This window comes from Leptospira ognonensis, assembly GCF_004770745.1.
Taxonomy (GTDB): Bacteria; Spirochaetota; Leptospiria; order Leptospirales; family Leptospiraceae; genus Leptospira_A; species Leptospira_A ognonensis.
Window position 1 is genome coordinate 230,154 of record NZ_RQGD01000014.1, and the last position, 17,974, is coordinate 248,127.

Below are 17,974 nucleotides of genomic sequence, written 5' to 3' on the forward strand. Positions count from 1 at the left end.
GTATGTTAGCTGAAAATGATGAAGAAATAGAAAAATTAGGCCCGCTGGAAGTACTTCGAGTTTCCGGAGATCCAGATGCGCCGACCATTGTCATTTTTCATGGTTATGGCGCCAGTGCCTTTGATTTATTCCCGATTCATGAGGTGCTTACGACTGAACAAAAATTTAACTGGGTTTTTGCGAATGGACATTTAAAAATTCCGCTTATGCCTGGTTATACGGGAAGGGCTTGGTTTCCGATTGATATGGCTGCCTTAGAAGAGGCCATGAGAACAAAAAGCCTTCGTACTTTTGCAGACAAGGACCCGGAGGGGATGCAAGTAGCACGCGATGCAGCTTTACTCATGATACAGGCTTTAGGCGTTCCATGGGACCAAATCATTTTAGGTGGATTTTCACAGGGAGCCATGTTAGCAACCGATCTGATGCTACGAAGTGAATCCACACCCAAAGGATTGATGATTTTATCTGGGGCATTTCTTAACCAAACACTTTGGACATCGCTCGCTCCCAAAAAATCGAATCTTCGGTTTTTCCAATCTCATGGAGAGTATGATCCTGTACTCAGTTATGTGGGAGCGAAAAACCTAGAAAAAATGTTACGCAACGCGGGTCTATTGGGTGAATTTATCGGATTTCCCGGTGCACACGAGATCCCGCAGATAGTGATCCAAGGAATGAGTCGCTATTTAAATAGCTTATCATAGTGTTACCTTTTTTTGCTCGGGAACAGGTAGCTAAAAAGTATGCCTGTTCCGAAAATCAACGGTAATCCTAAAACAGACCAATAAAAAGTATAAATATTTTCTTCACCAAAGTAAAGATAGGTGAAAACTCCCCAAACAATTCCAACGAGCGTCGAAATATAAGCACCGATTGCAGATGCCTTTTCCCAATAAAATCCGGCAAGCAAAGCAAAACTTAAGGCAAAAACGGGAATGTTTGCGAGGATCAATTTATCTAGAATTTGATCAACTAGTAGATTTGCGGCGATATAGGAGAGTATAGCAAACACAACCATTATGAGGTAGGCACGCCGTGTATCCTTTCGAACTTCTATTTTTGAAAAAAAATCTCCAATTACCATAGAGGTCTGAGCACTCCAAACACCTGACAAAGTGGTTGCACCTATTGCAAAAAGAACCACGTAGGTGAATCCCAAAAGGTAATCAGGCAAGACTTGGTTGAGTACCAAAGGGTAGGAATCCTGTCCTGATGTTAGGTGCTGGATTTTGGATTTATACAAAATGACGGATAAAATCGGAAAACAATAAAGCAAAAAAACGAACACGGCACTCAATGTTACACCCGCTTTTGCGGTTTCTTTAGATTCGCTCGAAACTATTTTTTGGCCATACCAGGGTGCGGCAATGTAAGTAAACATGGTTAGCAGTATTAAAGACAAGATGAATCGAACAGGCAAAATCTTGGACCCATCGACAATTGCTTGCGGGCTTAGAATCGGTAGAACGGGCGCATCAGATTTAAGAAAACTGAAAAGAAGGATGCTTGGCAAAATGATCATTACTGCCAAAAAACTATAAATATCTGTTTGAATTATGGAGCGAAGTCCGCCTTTAAGATTCAATGAGAGGACTAGGCACACGATTATGAATGTCAGTTGCCATTGAGAAAAGATAACGAAAAGAGGACTAAATATTAGATACATGGCTTTTACATATGTTGCCGTAAATCCTACCATAGCAACTAACAACAGAAAGCTGGTTACGCGTCCCATCAAGATGCCGTATCTTTTAGAGAAAATACCTGCAACGGAATAACCATCCCATTCCTTCCATTTTTTCGCTACTGCGAATGCATAAAATCCCAGTCCGACTAAAAAAACAAAGGGAAGCATCAAAGCCCAGATACCAGCATAATAGCCAGCCCCAGAAAATGCAATGAGCGTTGAAGGATTTAACTCCGTCATGACAAGCGTTGCAACTAACGGAAAGAGTTTGGTGTTTTTGCCTGCGAGAAGGTATGTTTCCTCGGAATTAAATTTTTTTCGCTTGTACCAGCTAAAAAATAAAAGAAGAAAAATGGAAATGAGTGCAGAGGAAATCAACATATATGGAATCACTCGAATGTATCGTGCGTGCCTTCAAAGATTTGTATATATCTTGGGAAAAAAGTTAACAAGATGTAAATTTCAATCATCGCGCTAACGAGTAAGAGTGGCAATTCTATAAATTGAATGATTGGATAAATCTGCTCAAACTCTGGTAAAGCCCTTTGGAACTTTATGAAGTAAAATCCGAGTAGGATAAAATTTAAAGCTGTTCCCCACTTAGGCAGCAGTTTTGGCTTTACTTGGAACGGGATTTTTTTCCATAGAAGTAAAATGGGAACGACTGATAGTTGGCTTGTATCTCTGACAAATACGATGAGCAAGTACCAGATGGGAACATCTGTCATGAAATAAAAATAGGTAAAGAAGCTGAGCACTACAATTTTGTCGATGATTGGGTCAAGTATAGCCCCAAGTTCACTCGTTTGTCCTAGTTTACGTGCAAGGAACCCATCTAAAAAATCTGTCAAAAATAAAAGCATGATCGATGAGAAAGCGAAGTACCAAGAATTGAATGTAAGTAAAAGCAAAGTCGGGAAAATTAGAATCAACCGACTGAGGGTGATTAGATTTGGGATGAGAAGTAGTGTTTTTAGCTGAAACATAGAATAGGGTTCGATTTTTTTAAATATTGGATGTTCTATGTTCTTACTTTTTTAAGTCTATTATACAAAGGGATTTTTCAATGAATAAAATTTCGCTAAGTTTATTGTTTTCGTTTTTTTTAGCGCCCTCTCTGGTGGCGGGTAGCTTTGACCATTCACACAAAGCGCTGGATGTTTTATTTAAAAAGTATGTTTCCAATGGACTTGTGAATTACAAAGGCTTTCAAAGCGACGAGAGCAATTTGAATCAATATCTGGATTCTCTTTCGAATGTAAGCGAAACTGAATATGCCGCCTTTTCCCAACCTGAAAAAATCGCTTTTCTCATAAACGCATATAATGCATTCACAATCCGTCTGATATTGGACCATTACCCATTAAAAAGTATCACAGATATCGGATCACCATTTTCAAAGCTAAATCTGGTTCGCGGGACTCCTTGGAAGAAGGAATTTTTTTCCCTTTTAGGCAAAAAAAGAACTCTTGATTGGATCGAACATGAAAAATTACGAAAAGATTTTTCTGAACCGAGGATTCATTTTGCCATTGTCTGCGCATCCATCGGCTGCCCTGCACTTAGCTCGGATGCCTATGCTGCTCCCATTATCGAAAAACAATTGCAAGCTGCTAAACGAATCTTTCTAACGAATAAAAATAAAAATTCTTATGATGCTGAGAAAAACGTATTGTATCTCAGCCAAATCTTCAATTGGTTTAAAGATGATTTTACAAAAAAAGGAAACCTCATCGAGTTTTTACAAGACAGTTTCTCCGTAAAGATAAAGCCAGATGCTGTGATTGAGTACAATGAGTATAGTTGGATGCTCAATGAGCAGAAGTGATTTTAAGAAATCACTTCAAAATCAAACGTAATCGAAGCAGTCTTCTCTAGGGTTTTTGCAACGGAACAGTATTTTTCTAAACTTAAGCTGATCGCTCTTTCCACTTGTTCTTTTAGGACTTCACCTTGGATACGAAAATGCAGATGTATGTTTTTGAAAAGGCTTGCCTGTTCCACTTTTTCTCTATCTGCATCAATTTCTACAGAGTAATCTAAAACCTTTATCTTTTGTTTTTCTAAAATCATCAACACATCGATACTGCTGCAGCCCGCAAGGCCCATGATGAGCAATTCCATAGGTCTGGGTCCGGTATTTTCACCACCAATTTCAGGAGAGGCATCGAGAATTATTTTATTCCCTGTTTCATTTTCAGCTTCTAAAATGAAAGGCTCTTTCAGTCGTTTGAGTTTTATTTTCATAAATGGTTTTTAGGACTACGATTACAGTTTGAATGCACTCGTAAATGAAAAACATTACTTATGGGTTCTCGTAAAGACTCCATCCCAATCGGAAGGAGGAGGAGACTCTAAGTACGCTTGGCATCGATCGTGCAAAATAGTACAGGCGTGATCTTTTTTGCCTCGCACATTTTCCGCTAATTTTAATTTTTGTATGGCATCATTCCAATATCGATTGATATAAGCGAATAAACCTTCTTCATAATAATTCACAAATTCGCGATCCTCATCTGATTCATCGCCTAATTTAGATATGATTTCATATAAAACAACAACAGTAGATTTTCCCTTGACTCGAACAAGATCCAGTTTCCTAGCGAATACTTTCTCCTTCACAATTTCATAGACGGCATCAGAGGCTAAGATACAGACTCCATAGTCTTTGCCAGCTGCTTCTAGTCTTGCCGCCAGATTGACAGTGTCACCCATCATGGTATAGGACGCAAGAGCTTCTGTTCCCATGAAACCAACTTTACTCATGCCCGTATTGAGTCCGATGCGAAAACTCATAGAATAAACGTCAGGAACATACTGCTGTTTTTCTCGCCAAACTTTCTTTAGCTCTTCGAGCCGTGTTCTCATTTCAAGACTCGCATATACTGCTTTTAGGCAATGTTCTTCTACATCTACGGGTGCATTAAAAATACCAACGATCGCATCACCAATATATTTATCTAAAACGCCTTCATATCGTTTTAAAATCGTAGTCATTGCAGACAGGTATTCATTGAGAAGACTTGCAAGTTCATAGGGTTTTAACTTTTCTGAAATGGAAGAGAATCCTGCAATGTCTGAAAAAAACGCCGTGATGACTTTCTCACTTCCTCTTTTTAGTGCATCTAAATCCTTGAGTGCCTCTCCGACAACAACGGGATCCACCATATTACCGAGAACACCTCGCATTTTATCACGCTCGCGTAGACCACTTACCATCTGATTGAGTGAAACAGTCAAATTACCAAATTCGTCATTCCCGCCATGTTCAAAGACGACCGCAAGATTTCCCCTGCCTACATCTTCAGCGCTGCTAATGATTTGCTTAATTTTTTGAACGACAACTCCAGAAATGAATACAGCGAGTAGGATTGAGAAAAAGCAGATACTGATAGCTGAAAAAATGACCTGGTTCCTATTCCTTTCGATCTCATGGATTCCCTCGGTTCGGTCGACAAGCGTTCTGATTAGACCAGAGAAATTGGAAGCAAGAACTTCTCGACTCAAGGTTTGATTGTCCTCACCGTACAATGGTAACGAATCCAATTTCCAGAGAATTTCTTCAGCTTCACTCCTGGAATGTGCGAATGTTCCGTCCGGGAAAAGTTTTTTTAATGGTTCTTTGGGAGTCTCTGAATTTGCCTCTGAAATCCATTGTCTAATGGCTTTCCATCTGCTCCGATAAAATTTCAAGTCTTCATCATTCGCATAATATTTGTCATATTCAGAAAGATCTGTTTTAAATTTTAATAAAATCCTATCTTCAAGGGCGGAATCTCGCGTGCTTCTGAGCGATTCTTTAATTTCGAAATCCTCATTCAAAATTTTTTGTTCGAGCGCTAATAATTCAAAAGACTGGTTCCGCTTTTCAATAGCATCATTATAAATCACATAGAGTTTCTTGAATTCAGAATCTTTGTAGGGAGGGATGGGAGGTTTCGCTTTCCTTAAGCTTCCGATTCTTCCTCGTAATTTTGGAATGATCGATTGAATCGTTTTTGTGATTTCCAAATCTTCTTTCACGACCTGGTGAAAGATACCTAGGTTGCTGCGAATTAAATATAGGTTCTGAGCTCTTTTCGTGGAAGACGGATTTTTAAACAACGGAGCATGAAGCGACTGGATTTCCCTTTCGTTCCAGGTGATTGCCGCGGTGCTTCCGATGTTTGCAGAAACTATGGATTTCGTAAATGATGCAATCGATTCCTTTAAGGCTTTATTTAGTTTTTCATGGCTATCGAGTTTTGAAAGGATTGTGTTTGGATCAATGATTTTGGTGTCAAAGGATGCCTCTGGTACTTCATTGGTGTTATTTGAAAGGATGGGGAAAGTTTGGATTCTAAATAAGTTTGTATCCAGGCCAAGCTCTTCAAGCTTTCTTTTTCGGGTGCTCGCAAATATTTTGGCAATGGTTTGGTCGATTTGCGATCTTGATTTTTGAGCCGTTTTTTCTGAGGTTAAGAGTTTTGTTTCTAATTTCGATCTCTCGCTTACCTGAAATTTTCTATTTGGATCTCGAAGTTGAGAAAGAATAGAAAGCGAGGTGGCTTCCGCTTCGACAAACGTTTTCGCAATCGCCTGAAGGGATCTCCATTCGTAATCGGATAATGGATGTTTGCCTGCTTGGTCTAATTGGTCGCTCGTCTTCTTTTCTAAAATGGAAACCTCGTTTCCTGTCAGATAGGTGGAATAAAAAGTGTCTACATTTTTCTTAATCGTTTCCTTTCCAAGTGTTCCAAACAGGTTCGTCTTAAAGCCAAATAAAGAGACGCTTTTTTGTTCTTCGGTGACTGTTTGTGTCCGGTACTTCTTTAGCTCTTCTCTCTGTTTCGCGATTCGATTTCGAAACTCTTCAATTCGAATGAGATTCTGAGAAATGTTTTCAATCTCTAGGACTAGACTCGCGATGAAGTTACGTGAAACTGCCGCTTGTTTTTCGTAACTTTCTGTTAGTATTTCTGTTTGCTGTTTTACTGTAAGAAGAGATAAGGCCAAGATTGTAATGGCAATGAGAACACCGGTAAACCAAGCAAGTTTTGCTCGAATTCCGCTAGAGAGGATCAACCAAATTTGTTTGAGTAAAATAACTAATTTTTGTATTGATTCTAGAATCGATCTTAGGCTCATAAAGATTATCTCGAATGAATCCGTATCTCCTACAAAAGGCAAGCACTTCGATCCTGTAATAAATTATTTGTTTTAATAAATTTCAAAAGAGAACTTGCTTGTTTTTGTTCTGCCCAGTTACGATAAAGTTAGAGAGCTCTAAGTAAAATATGTCCATCAATCGTTTCGATATCATTGCCATAGGTGGCGGGCCAGCCGCGCAAAAATGTGCCATTCAGGCAACAAAAATGGGCAAAAAAGCCGCCCTCATTGAAAAAGACCCGTATTTGGGAGGAGGGTGTGTGCATTGGGGAACCATCCCCTCCAAATCCCTGCAAGAGACTAGTCGATTTTATCGAAATTTAAGACTTTCAAACATACATGGATTGCAAACACCAACCTCCAATCAACTCACCTTGCAAGAATTAATGCATAGAGCCTCTACTGTAATCGAGAAAGAAGAAGATGTCACCCGAGAACAAATGATTGAGAATCGAGTGACAACCTTTACCGGCTGGGGGAAAATTTTAGATCCGCATACTGTCGAGGTGACGGATGCTGGAGGACGTAAAAAAGTCTACGAAACAGATTATATACTTGTCGCAACAGGAAGTTCTCCGAGACGACCGGTCAATGAAAACATTCCTTTTGAAGAAGGACTCGTCTATGATAGTGATGGGCTGTTTTCAATTAAAAACATGCCATCCTCCTTGGCAGTGATTGGTGCAGGGATCATTGGTTCCGAATATGCGACTATTTTTTCCCAACTCGGGATCAAGGTTCATCTTTTTGATTCACAGGATCGGATCTTAGGGTTTCTCGACCAAGAAATCTCGGTAGCAATGGCTCAGTACATGAAAAATGCTGGAATTGAAATCCACACAAGTCGGTCCATTCAATCTTACCAAAAGCATGCTGATGGAAAATCGGTCCAGCTAACGACAGATAAAGGGGAGACACTGGTTGTAGATCAAGTGTTAATTTCCAGAGGTAGAGTCGGCAATGTCGATAATCTAGGATTAGAAACGGTTGGAGTGAACGTCAATGACCGAAAACAAATTATTGTAAATGAAAATTACCAGACCGATATACAAAACATATATGCATGCGGTGATGTCATTGGATTTCCTTCACTAGCCTCAGTTTCAATGTACCAAGGAGCATATGTCGCAAAGCACATCTTTGGCGGTGCCCCCCATCCTGTTGATACGGAAAGCTTTCCCATCGGTATCTATACTCTCCCTGAGATTGCGACAATCGGACCTTCAGAGGAGACATTAAAGGAGAGAGGCGTCAATTACGGCGTCGGAATCGCAAAATTCGATACCATTACCCGAGCTCAGATTAGTGGCGATGGCGATGGTATGGTTAAAATTCTGTATGACAAACCGACGCGGAGGGTTCTCGGAGTTCACATCATTTCAGACAAAGCAACAGAGCTAATTGCTCTCGGACAGTGCATTGTCAATTTAAAAGGCCCGATTGAGTATTTCACCGAGCATATATTCAACTACCCGACCATGATCGGAGCCTACAAAAATGCCGCTTTTAATGCGATCCAGAAAGAAAATTGATACTTTTGTGAAAATATGCCATTGCTAATTTGTTGTTTAGTGCATAAAGAGATATAGATTTTACTTGTCAGATGACAGAACAGGTCACGATACTAAGCATTGTGTCTGATGCTCCCGTCTCTATGAGTCAAATCTATGAAAAAAGTCATAAAAGGATTTATGATTTTCTCTATAAATACACTCAAAATGCGGACACAGCAATGGATTTGATGCAGGATAGCTTTTTAAGCTTTCACAAACACTACGGAACTGCGGGACTTTCGGAAGAAAAGTCCATCATGGTTCTGTACACCATTGCGAGAAATCTTTCTATCAATTATGCGAAGAAGTTTTCGACCACCCGCGAGCTGCACACAGAAGACATTGAGCTTCATAGCCACAATCCTAAACTCGAAAAAGTTGCAGAACTTCAGGACTTAGAGGAAAGACTATATAGTTTTTTAAGTGAGTTAAAAGAAGACGAAAGAAGTGCCATTTTACTTAAAAATGTTGAAGGTTTCCAATTATCACAGATATCAGATATCCTCGGGGTATCCATATCGACTGCATCTCGTTTGGTGATTCGAGCTACAGAAAAATTACAAGCAATTGCCCTACGTGAGAATCTCATCCCGGATTGAAAATGAAGCCAGAAAACGATCCTGATCAGATAAAAAACTTGGAAGCGAAGCTTGGCAAATTGAGCAAGGTCACACTTTCTCAGAATTTCCCTAGTTGGGATGATCTTTCTCGGCGAGAGATAAAATACCCTGAATTATACTCTTCATCCGAAACTAAAACAAATTTAATCCGGTTTCCACATAAAGGCAAATTCCTGATCGGATCTGCCTTGCTTGCTGCTGCATCGTTCACTATTGTATTTTTATTGAATCGAACGCCATCGGACGTTCCCTCAAATCAAGTTGCAGAAGTTACCCCTGCCTTTGCATCCGTACCAGCACCTCAATTCAATTTGCTCTTAGGTTCTATTTCACAGTCAAAAGGTAAAAACAAGCTTAAAAAATCGGATGAGATGGAAATTCCCATGCAGAATGGTATGGAAGTGAGCGCCGGAGATCGTTTGTTAGTTGGTAAGTCAGGCACGATCGATATTTCGTTTCCAAATCATGTTTTTGTTCGAGTTCTCGGTGATACAGAAATTGAAATCGTAGATTCAAAATCTCTGTTAGATTCGACCCAACAATTGATTCGCATTTGGCGTGGGAAAGTACTCATTACTCTTGGGAAATTAACTAAAGATTCCAGCTTTCAGATTGCGAGTGGACAGGTAGATACAATGGTTCGTGGGACAACATTTAGCGTCAGTTATGATGGCAAAACCACGCAAACGATCGCCGTAAGAGAGGGCTCAGTTTCCGTAGTAGCGGCAAATCAGGAAGAATCTGTAATCGAGCCCGGAAAACAAATCCAATATACAGATACTGTTCCCTCGCCAGTACAGGACATTGCCATAAAAGAAGACAAAGAAATGAAGGCATTGCAGACCCAAGTGACTTTGACTCGGGAAGCAAAACTGTATGCCGAATACTCTAGGCTAGAACTTGTCAGAATGGAAGACGGGACCGAATACCGAGGAGTCATTATGGGACAGTCTGCAACGCATTTACATTTGGAGACGACCGAAGGCAGGTTGGAAATACCCATCGGCAAAATCCAAGAGACAGAAAAAATCCGTTAGATCGATTAAGTTTTTTGACTTTTTTACATTTCCTGTTAGACTTCACTTGACCAATTTTAAAGGTCGAGGAGACTCCAATCATTCATGTCTGCTGATTACAAAAAGTCGTTTCGTTTTAGATACATTATCGATAAAGAGTTCCAATTTAAATTTCTTTTACACTATTCCCTTCTATTTATCTCAGGCGTGGGAGTGACCCTCGGGTTTCTTTATTGGCTGAATAAAGCAAAATTTGACGGGGGAGCAGTCTTTAAACTCAGACAAGACGCACAGGTCGTGTATTGGAAAGTTGAAAACGAAGATGCAGCTCCTGGTGAAGAAAAAATAAAATATGTGCCGAGGGAGATTTACCTTCCCAATTACGACCACCAACTCAATATGTATACCATTCAATTCAATGCAGTGGTCACCTTATCTGCCTTATACTTGGTTCTAATTACTATTTTCTCTATATTCAAATCCCATAAAATGGCAGGACCTGTTTTTAGTATCAAGCGGTCCTTAAAAAAAATGGCAGCAGGGGAGCCTATAGAGAAAGTTCGCGTCCGAAAGGGAGATGAATTTCAAGAACTTGTTGAAGTTTTAAACGAAGTGATTCAAAAGAGGATTGTTCAAGCAGAAAACAAGAAAACCTAAATATCAATCCGAGTGAATTTGGTTTCGTCCGTTCTGTTTCGATTTGTATAAATAAATGTCGCTTCTTGATAAGAGAGAAGCGGCATCATCTTCCTCAGTAAGCTTTGCTATCCCCGCGCTGAGTGTTACACTCCAAGGAACTGTTTCAAATTTGTGGTTCTGACAGGTGGTTAGAATCCTTTTTCCAATCTTTAAACCTGCTTCTATGTGAGCGTTGGGCAGTACGACCACGAACTCTTCTCCACCATACCGAGCAACTACATCAGATTCTCTTACACTAGATTTGAGAATAGATGCAATATCAAGGATGACGTGATCTCCTATTGTATGACCAAGAGTATCATTGACCTGTTTAAAAAAATCTATATCCAATATCATGACAAGTAGAGGCTCTTTCGTTCTGCGACTCAGTAAAATTCGATTTTCTAAAAATTCGATAAAAAATCTTCGATTGTAGAGATGAGTCAAGGGATCTCGAATGGATAACTCACTTAATTTTTGATTTGATGCTCTTAGTTCGATTGTTAAGATTTGATTTTGAATACGGCTGTATTGAGCAATAGCACTTAAGAATATACTTACTATCGAAAATGATACCATATTCATCAGGAAGTTTTGATGGCATTGAGGAGTATCAAAGAAATGAATAAATGCTGCAATGTTTGCCATAGACCAAAAATTAAAAAAAATATAAGAGATTGGAGAACCAGAGTAAAGAATCGAAATTGAAATTAAGGCTAATAAATACGCCGTCATGTCATGGATATCAAATAGACTTAAGGCACTGAGAAGAGCTGCAGTAGAAAGAATATACATGGGATAAAGGATTAGTAATGCCTGCAAAAGAGAGCTCTTCTTTGCTTTTTGGTGTGCGGTGGAAACGAAAGTTAGAAAGAGTATACTCATAACTCCCGATGATAGGTAAATGTAAAGATAAGAGATTTTCCCAAAAGGATTGTTAGTCTTTGTATCGAGTGTCAGATAACTTTGCACTGCGAAGAGAAAGGAGATTAGGATAACGAGAATGCTACCGATGGTAAAAGTTCGAATATTATGTTCTTTTTGAAATTCCCATAGTTCCTCCTGATTTAGATACTTGCGATGCAGAAGGATATTATGCCATATTTCTAAAAACATTTCTGTACATCATTTGACGAATCAAATGAAATCGATAAAACATCGTAAAAAAATGTTTTTTTGATATATATTTAGCATCTGAAGGCGATCTAACAGGGAAACTCAGTTTGATTCTAAGTTTTAGAATCAAAAAAATGTTGTTAAGGATATCTTTGTCATTTAAAAAAATGAAACGTGACGAAAAATTACTTTCAAGGGACTTCCCAGTGAGAACGAACCTTTTGATTTTTTAAAACTATTTAGTTATAAAATTGTAAACTTTTCATAAAATTCATTTTTTTCTCTTACAAAGACAAGCGTTTCGTTTTTATAAATCATCATTGTTTGGCCATCCGTGGGTCCATTGGTACAATTTTTTGCCTCGCCAAGAATTTCGTAAAGATTTCCAGTTTTAAGATGTTTTGCAATTTTTTCTGGCTTCATACTAATAATCCTCCTCCCATCTGTTGCATGAGAGATGTGAACATTGCCTCACTTGAAAGTTGAGACGAGGAATTTTTCTGTTTTGAATCGATACCTTGTAAGCGCCCATCTAACACTAGCATTACGTAACCATGTGTAAACGACCAAATCATATAAGCCATCTCCTTCGGATCACCTTTTTTTAGGATCCCATTCGCTTGCAATGTGACAACCGCTGATAATAATACATTGAAGGATTCCATGCCTGCCAGTTCACATGCTGGATATTCTGATAGATCATGTACGCTATTTGAAAACATAAGTCTGTACAATTCTGGATTTTCGTTGGCAAATCGCAGGTAAGAGATTCCCATCGCAATAAAAGCCTCTCTCGGATGCACTTCAATTTCCTTTTTCCCATCAATCAATGCTGATTTAAATTGGATAAAGCCCAATTCTATGAGGCTCGCAAGTAAGGATTCCTTCTTTGAAAAGTGTTTATTTGGGGCGGAGTGAGTAACGCCAATCTTTTTAGCTATTTCTCTTAAGCTAAGTGATTCAACACCTTTCTTCTTGATCCAAATCAGCGATTCATTCAGAATCGCCTCTCTAAGATTCCCATGATGGTAGCCTTTTTTTGGTTTCCTTCTTTCTAACATAGCCTGTTCAGCAAAATTTAAATATAGATATTGTCTACTTTTTTACGTTGACAGATTTTTCGCATGTAGCCAGAGTCTACTTTATTGTAGTCGATGTCTACATTGAGGGAATCATGGCTCCATTTTTTAGAAATCTCGGTATATCTTATTCGATTTTCATTTTATCTTTCTGTGGGAAAGAAATGGAGTATGAGATACCAACTCTATTCGCGAAAGGTTATCAAGTTGAGAATTCCTTTCCGATTCAAGAAATTTTGATTCGGAGCAGAGTGGTTCGTGGAAGCAGAAAGAATGAATATTCTCTCGTATTTGATTCTAAATACAAAAATCAATTATTAGCATATAAACCTAGTAAGATTCAATTGAATCTACCCTATCTGAATGCACCTTCCTTTTTTGTAAGTATCACCTATAAGGACGCACAGATACTGAGTAGCTTCCATTTCCCCGAAGGTTGGATTGATTCGGCGGAACTTGACGGTTATTTTTATATTAAAAATTCACAAGGTTGGAGTGTACCAATCAATGTCATTTATTCACCACTTGGTGAAAATCAATATGTGATCAAGCTTTCTAACGGGCGAGTTTCAACCTTACAAGTAAATGTAATCGAGGTAGCGAATGACCAGGCAATCATAATGGGCAAACTAGAAAAAGGTGATATTCTAATAAGCTCCAGGCAAAGCGAAATGATTGATGGAATGACTGTTAAGGTAAATCTATGAAATTTGCAAATTTTGTCTTAGAAAGAAAAAGCTTAATTTTTACAATATTCACATTCTTTGCCCTTCTTGGGATTTTAGAATTTTTCGTTATGCCAAGAGAAGAGGACCCTAGATTAAAAGAGAGATTTGGTGTGTTAAAGATCGTATATCCTGGGGCAACACTTGAAATGATGAGTCGCTTAGTGACGATTCCAACGGAAGAAGCCCTGGCAGAAATCCCTTCTATTCGAACATTAGAAGTTAGAGTTCGTCCTGAGGTGATGATCGCTGAAATAAGACTTCAGGACAATTTAGGCAGTGATCAGGAGATCAATGATGCTTGGAAAAGAATCGAGGACGCGATAAAAAAGATTGAAACAAAATATCCACCTGGCCTCCAACCATGGGATTTAAATCGAAGAGTTACTGAGCAGGAAACAATTTTAATTGCTCTAACAGGCTCAGATGATGTTCTCTATTTGAAGGACGAAATTGATAAACTTCGGACGGAGTTGCTTAAAAATCAAAATGTTGCAAAGGTAAATCGAATCGCCGATCCAGAAGAAGAGATTGAAATTTTCATTCCTAAAAAAATTTTAGAGGAGAAGGGGATATCTCTCCGATTTTTCTCGGATTGGATTTCCGCTGCGAATCATAGCATCCCACCAGGAACTATGCGGCTCAACACTCAAAAAGCATTGGTAAAAACGGATGGATGGTTTGGAGACCTTCCATCGATTTCACAATTAAGTATACCGTTGCCTGGGGGAGAGTTAAGGAGCATCGGAGATCTTGGTGAAGTAAAATCAAAACCCAAATTTCCTATAACTGAAATTATGCGCTCACGAGGATCACCTGCCGTTGGTCTTGGAATTGTTGCTAAAAATAATATCAATCTTGTCCAATTTGGAGAGCAAATCGAATTGGTGGTAAAAAAATGGCAGATCAAAAATCCCTTGCTTAATGCCGAGATCATCAACTCGCAACCAAGTTATGTAGCAAGCAGACTCTCTGAACTTGGATGGAATCTTTTCTCTGGTATTCTGATAGTTGCGCTAGTTCTGATTAGTATGATGGGTTTTAGGATTGGCATTCTCTCTGCAATCATCGTTCCAGTTATTGCTATCATTAGTTTGGGTATTTATGGAATGTTTGGTGGAGTTCTGCATCAGATTTCAATTGCCGCTTTTGTCATGGCTCTCGGACTTTTGATAGATAATGTGATTGTCGTTTTAGAAAGCATCCAAGAAAAAATTGATGAAGGATCCGAGCTGATTTCGTCTGTTAAAGTTACGATCTCGAATTTAGCATTCCCTTTATTTAGTGCCACAGGGACCACTCTTGCGTCTTTCATTCCCCTTCTTGGGTCGAGCGGCAATTCGGCAGATTTTACTCGTGCCATTCCTATCATTAATATGCTAACTCTTTCAGTTAGTTTTTTATTTGCACTCTTAGTGACTCCCCTTCTAGGGGCCATATTTTTAAGACCAAAACGGAAAACTAAGGTTTCCTATTATGAAATTGTGGCACGAAAGATTGGTACATGGATACCCGGATACGCAACAACGATTTTGTTAGGAGCTGTTGTCTTATTTTTGATTGCCATGGCAGGCTTTGGCTCTTTGCCAAAAAAATTCTTTCCTGATGCCGACCGAGACCAACTGATTTTAGATCTAAGATTGCCAGAAGGAACGGATATCTCAAAAACAAATGAGGTCGCAAGAGAGGTAGAATCCTGGTTGCAATCTGATAAGAGATTAAAATCTATAAATGTGTTTGTTGGTAGGACAGTTCCTTTATTTTATTATAATCTAACTCAATCACCAAATAGCCCACAAATCGCACAGTTCATTCTTAAATTGGAGAATATCAAGGAAAAAGAAGTCTTCAAAAAAGATTTTCAAAAAATTTTAGATACGAAATTGTATTCTGGAATTGCCGTATTACAGGAATTAAAACAAGGCCCACCGGTGAAAGCTCCTATTGAAATTAGATTGTTTACAGAAAATAAAGATGACTTATTTAAATCTCATCAAGAAATTCTAAGGGCACTTTACAAAACAAAAGGATTAAAAGACATTCGCTCCGATCTTGGTGTAGGAACACCAGTTTTGAATTGGGAGAGCGATGATGCTTCGCTTTCTAGATATCGTACTTCTAGATCGGATGTTACGCTTTCTATTTTATCACAAACACGAGGCTTACCTATAGGATTTTATAGGGGAGGGGAAAGGCCAATTCCCATTGTACTTAGAACTCTCAGTAAGGATTCCATTTTACCCTCTACCATTTCAGAAAGTCCCCTAGTTTCTACTAGAACGGAAACATTAAAACTTTCTTCTGTTACTCACCTAACATTAATATGGGAACCTTCACTGCTGTATCGGAGAAATCGAGAAACAGGGGTCAATTTTTTTGCAGAGGTCACAAATGGGTATTCTGCAGAGGCGCTTACCAAAATGCTTGCGCTTCGTTTGGAGAAGATTCAATTTCCAGAGTCTGTTAGGTGGGAATTCGGAGGAGAACAAGCAGAATCGGGAAGTGCCAATCAATCTCTGATTGCGGTTGCTCCACTAGGCATGATGGTTTTGATTTCGTTTTTATTACTCGAATTCGGTAGCTGGAAAAAAACGGGCATCATATTACTCACCGTTCCTCTTTCTATGATTGGTGTCGTCCCGGGATTGTTATTGTCTGGAAAACCCTTTGGTTTTTTGTCCCTCCTTGGCATTTTTGCTTTGGTAGGGATCGTGGTGAACAATGGGATTCTATTATTAGATTATATTGGTCAAGCGACGGCAAAAGGAGATTCGATACGTATCGCAATAGAATTTTCATTATCAAAGCGGATCAGACCCATCCTTCTTACAACTTTAACTACGATTGCTGGTCTTCTACCCCTTGCCTTGACGGATGCAACATTATGGCCTCCCTTTGCTTGGACGATGATTTCTGGTCTCCTAGTCTCAACTTTATTGACTTTACTGGTTGTTCCAGCCGCAACCTATCTAGCGTTCAGTGAGAAGCCGGACGTAAAACGAAAACGAAAGAATTTTGATCTCGGAAAAATTCGGAAATTAATTCCTTACATTTATATCATTGGATTGATCGCAACATTCTCTTTTCCTCTCCAAGCAGATTCACCTGTCTTGACTTGGAAGGATATTGTTAGGAAAGCCGAGGAGTCGCCGAGGGTAAAGATTGCCTGGGAAGAATGGAAGAGAAAAAATCTTGAGAAAGAGAAATTCGAGCATGCAGTTTACTATCCGAAATTAGGACTATCTGTTGAGCATATAGACAGAAATAAAACCTTATTTCCAAATGCTAGTTTGCCGGTTGTAGCAGGAATCAATCCTAGCTATTGGACAGGTGGTGTTGAATTGCAACAGACATTATTTGATCCGGCAAATTGGTTTGCTGTTTCAAAGGCCCTTGATTATTCAGAAGAAGCGCAACGTCTCTTGTCTTATCGTGCTAAGGAAACATCGCAATCGGAAGCCTTGCTCTCATTCGTTACGATTCATCGGATCAAAATCAAAAAACAAAATTTAATGGAATTAAAACAGTCCTTGGGTATCCGATTTGCCGAACTGAAAAGATTATACGCGATCGGGCAAGTTACGGAAAGCGAATTGTTCCGAATAGAACAAGCGTTGAGCCAAGCAAAAATATCCCTGGAAGAATTAGAGGAGAAAGAGAAGGTCGCCGGTCTAGTATTAAGAAGGAACTTAGGAATGGATGAAGACATTGTAATCGGTATCCTTCCGAAAGAAGAGGAATTAGAAGTTCTGCGAGAAAATGAAGAGAATCCTGAGAGATTAGAACTTGTGTCAATCCGAAAGAAAATATTAGCACTTCAGGAAAAGAAAAAATCAATAGAGTATGAAGCCCTACCAAAGTTAGTTGCTAAGGGAAGTTACGTTTATTTGAACAACAATCAATTTAACACAGATAACTGGGGGCAACTTTCACTTGGAGTGAGCGTTAATCCTTTTGATGGTGGCGTTAGAAAAATTCGTATAGAAGAAACCGAATCGGAAATCAGAAGCACGAGAGAAGAGTTTAATGATTTAGTGCGAGCACTCACACTAGAGAAAGAAGATTCGCTCACACAAGTTAAAGTCAAAAAATATGAAGTGAGCATCCGACAAACAAATGTCATCAAATCAAAAAATGCTTCTAAAAAGGAATATGAAAGGTCAAAAACAGGAAAGTCAAACATCAACTCTTGGATTGATGCCGAAATCCTTTACTCCGAGGAAAAAGACAGATATGAAATGAGTAAAATCGATCTCATTGAGCGACTGATACGCTATCGGAATGTACTCGGGATTGGATATGACATTTAAAAGCTAAAAAAAATTTGACAAAGAACTGAGTATTTTATA

General features: G+C 39.0%; 15 protein-coding genes. 8 read left to right on the forward strand and 7 right to left on the reverse strand.

Annotated features, from left to right (window positions below; all coding sequences use genetic code 11):
* Positions 1 to 2 precede the first annotated feature (2 nt).
* The gene (locus tag EHQ58_RS04860) at positions 3 to 707 is read left to right on the forward strand and encodes an alpha/beta hydrolase (RefSeq protein WP_135622719.1); all 705 of its coding nucleotides are present in this window, start codon (positions 3 to 5) and stop codon (positions 705 to 707) included.
* A gap of 2 nt (positions 708 to 709) precedes the next feature.
* Here the strand turns inward: EHQ58_RS04860 and EHQ58_RS04865 are convergent, their stop codons facing one another.
* Together EHQ58_RS04865 and EHQ58_RS19045 are read right to left on the reverse strand one after the other, a co-directional pair.
* Positions 710 to 2,083, reverse strand: coding sequence for a sodium:solute symporter family protein (locus EHQ58_RS04865; protein WP_167883536.1), 1,374 nt, complete (start codon positions 2,081 to 2,083; stop codon positions 710 to 712).
* Positions 2,080 to 2,676 carry a CDP-alcohol phosphatidyltransferase family protein gene (locus EHQ58_RS19045; RefSeq protein WP_135622723.1) on the reverse strand — a complete coding sequence of 199 codons (597 nt, stop codon included), beginning with the start codon at positions 2,674 to 2,676 and terminating at the stop codon, positions 2,080 to 2,082. The genes EHQ58_RS04865 and EHQ58_RS19045 overlap by 4 nt, the downstream gene beginning before the upstream one ends.
* Positions 2,677 to 2,756: 80 nt before the next feature.
* Between EHQ58_RS19045 and EHQ58_RS04875 the strand changes: the two genes are divergently transcribed.
* Positions 2,757 to 3,518, forward strand: coding sequence for a DUF547 domain-containing protein (locus tag EHQ58_RS04875; RefSeq protein ID WP_135622725.1), 762 nt, complete (start codon positions 2,757 to 2,759; stop codon positions 3,516 to 3,518).
* A 2-nt stretch (positions 3,519 to 3,520) separates the two neighbouring features.
* Here EHQ58_RS04875 and EHQ58_RS04880 read toward each other — a convergent pair whose 3' ends face one another.
* Together EHQ58_RS04880 and EHQ58_RS04885 are read right to left on the reverse strand one after the other, a co-directional pair.
* The gene (locus EHQ58_RS04880; RefSeq protein ID WP_135622728.1) at positions 3,521 to 3,937 is read right to left on the reverse strand and encodes an OsmC family protein; all 417 of its coding nucleotides are present in this window, start codon (positions 3,935 to 3,937) and stop codon (positions 3,521 to 3,523) included.
* 54 nt (positions 3,938 to 3,991) lie between these two features.
* The gene (locus EHQ58_RS04885) at positions 3,992 to 6,817 is read right to left on the reverse strand and encodes an adenylate/guanylate cyclase domain-containing protein (protein ID WP_135622731.1); all 2,826 of its coding nucleotides are present in this window, start codon (positions 6,815 to 6,817) and stop codon (positions 3,992 to 3,994) included.
* A 149-nt stretch (positions 6,818 to 6,966) separates the two neighbouring features.
* Between EHQ58_RS04885 and sthA the strand changes: the two genes are divergently transcribed.
* From sthA to EHQ58_RS04905, 4 genes are all read left to right on the forward strand, one after another.
* Complete coding sequence (gene sthA, locus EHQ58_RS04890) at positions 6,967 to 8,370, forward strand: Si-specific NAD(P)(+) transhydrogenase (RefSeq protein ID WP_135622734.1); 1,404 nt, start codon at positions 6,967 to 6,969, stop codon at positions 8,368 to 8,370.
* A 122-nt stretch (positions 8,371 to 8,492) separates the two neighbouring features.
* Positions 8,493 to 8,990, forward strand: a complete 498-nt coding sequence (locus tag EHQ58_RS04895) for an RNA polymerase sigma factor (RefSeq protein ID WP_135622807.1) — start codon at positions 8,493 to 8,495, stop codon at positions 8,988 to 8,990.
* A gap of 2 nt (positions 8,991 to 8,992) precedes the next feature.
* Positions 8,993 to 10,048, forward strand: coding sequence for a FecR domain-containing protein (locus EHQ58_RS04900; protein WP_135622736.1), 1,056 nt, complete (start codon positions 8,993 to 8,995; stop codon positions 10,046 to 10,048).
* 84 nt (positions 10,049 to 10,132) lie between these two features.
* The gene (locus EHQ58_RS04905; protein WP_135622739.1) at positions 10,133 to 10,684 is read left to right on the forward strand and encodes a HAMP domain-containing protein; all 552 of its coding nucleotides are present in this window, start codon (positions 10,133 to 10,135) and stop codon (positions 10,682 to 10,684) included.
* A gap of 3 nt (positions 10,685 to 10,687) precedes the next feature.
* On the opposite strand, the gene EHQ58_RS04910 is transcribed toward EHQ58_RS04905, so the two are convergent.
* The 3 genes from EHQ58_RS04910 to EHQ58_RS04920 all read right to left on the reverse strand — a co-directional run bounded on the left by EHQ58_RS04910 (position 10,688) and on the right by EHQ58_RS04920 (position 12,882).
* On the reverse strand, positions 10,688 to 11,821 hold the full coding sequence (locus EHQ58_RS04910) for a GGDEF domain-containing protein (protein ID WP_135622741.1): 1,134 nt from the start codon (positions 11,819 to 11,821) through the stop codon (positions 10,688 to 10,690).
* Positions 11,822 to 12,064: 243 nt separating this feature from the next.
* Complete coding sequence (locus EHQ58_RS04915) at positions 12,065 to 12,244, reverse strand: hypothetical protein (RefSeq protein ID WP_135622743.1); 180 nt, start codon at positions 12,242 to 12,244, stop codon at positions 12,065 to 12,067.
* A complete protein-coding gene (locus EHQ58_RS04920) occupies positions 12,241 to 12,882 on the reverse strand; it encodes a TetR/AcrR family transcriptional regulator (protein WP_135622744.1) in 642 nt (213 codons plus the stop codon). The genes EHQ58_RS04915 and EHQ58_RS04920 overlap by 4 nt, the downstream gene beginning before the upstream one ends.
* Positions 12,883 to 12,995: 113 nt before the next feature.
* On the opposite strand from EHQ58_RS04920, the gene EHQ58_RS04925 reads away from it, so the two are divergent.
* Positions 12,996 to 13,607 carry an RND family efflux transporter gene (locus EHQ58_RS04925; RefSeq protein WP_135622745.1) on the forward strand — a complete coding sequence of 204 codons (612 nt, stop codon included), beginning with the start codon at positions 12,996 to 12,998 and terminating at the stop codon, positions 13,605 to 13,607.
* Positions 13,604 to 17,935, forward strand: a complete 4,332-nt coding sequence (locus tag EHQ58_RS04930; RefSeq protein WP_135622746.1) for an efflux RND transporter permease subunit — start codon at positions 13,604 to 13,606, stop codon at positions 17,933 to 17,935. The genes EHQ58_RS04925 and EHQ58_RS04930 overlap by 4 nt, the downstream gene beginning before the upstream one ends.
* Positions 17,936 to 17,974 lie beyond the last annotated feature (39 nt).

Excerpts from the sequence above, each read along its gene's own strand:
- EHQ58_RS04895 (WP_135622807.1), top strand. The coding sequence starts at position 8,493 with ATGAGTCAAATCTATGAAAAAAGTCATAAAAGGATTTATGATTTTCTC.
- EHQ58_RS04925 (WP_135622745.1), top strand. The coding sequence starts at position 12,996 with ATGGCTCCATTTTTTAGAAATCTCGGTATATCTTATTCGATTTTCATT.
- EHQ58_RS04880 (WP_135622728.1), bottom strand. The coding sequence starts at position 3,937 with ATGAAAATAAAACTCAAACGACTGAAAGAGCCTTTCATTTTAGAAGCT.
- EHQ58_RS04900 (WP_135622736.1), top strand. The coding sequence starts at position 8,993 with ATGAAGCCAGAAAACGATCCTGATCAGATAAAAAACTTGGAAGCGAAG.
- EHQ58_RS04910 (WP_135622741.1), bottom strand. The coding sequence starts at position 11,821 with ATGTTTTTAGAAATATGGCATAATATCCTTCTGCATCGCAAGTATCTA.
- EHQ58_RS19045 (WP_135622723.1), bottom strand. The coding sequence starts at position 2,676 with ATGTTTCAGCTAAAAACACTACTTCTCATCCCAAATCTAATCACCCTC.
- EHQ58_RS04860 (WP_135622719.1), top strand. The coding sequence starts at position 3 with ATGTTAGCTGAAAATGATGAAGAAATAGAAAAATTAGGCCCGCTGGAA.
- EHQ58_RS04930 (WP_135622746.1), top strand. The coding sequence starts at position 13,604 with ATGAAATTTGCAAATTTTGTCTTAGAAAGAAAAAGCTTAATTTTTACA.
- sthA (WP_135622734.1), top strand. The coding sequence starts at position 6,967 with ATGTCCATCAATCGTTTCGATATCATTGCCATAGGTGGCGGGCCAGCC.
- EHQ58_RS04885 (WP_135622731.1), bottom strand. The coding sequence starts at position 6,817 with ATGAGCCTAAGATCGATTCTAGAATCAATACAAAAATTAGTTATTTTA.
- EHQ58_RS04920 (WP_135622744.1), bottom strand. The coding sequence starts at position 12,882 with ATGTTAGAAAGAAGGAAACCAAAAAAAGGCTACCATCATGGGAATCTT.
- EHQ58_RS04905 (WP_135622739.1), top strand. The coding sequence starts at position 10,133 with ATGTCTGCTGATTACAAAAAGTCGTTTCGTTTTAGATACATTATCGAT.
- EHQ58_RS04875 (WP_135622725.1), top strand. The coding sequence starts at position 2,757 with ATGAATAAAATTTCGCTAAGTTTATTGTTTTCGTTTTTTTTAGCGCCC.
- EHQ58_RS04915 (WP_135622743.1), bottom strand. The coding sequence starts at position 12,244 with ATGAAGCCAGAAAAAATTGCAAAACATCTTAAAACTGGAAATCTTTAC.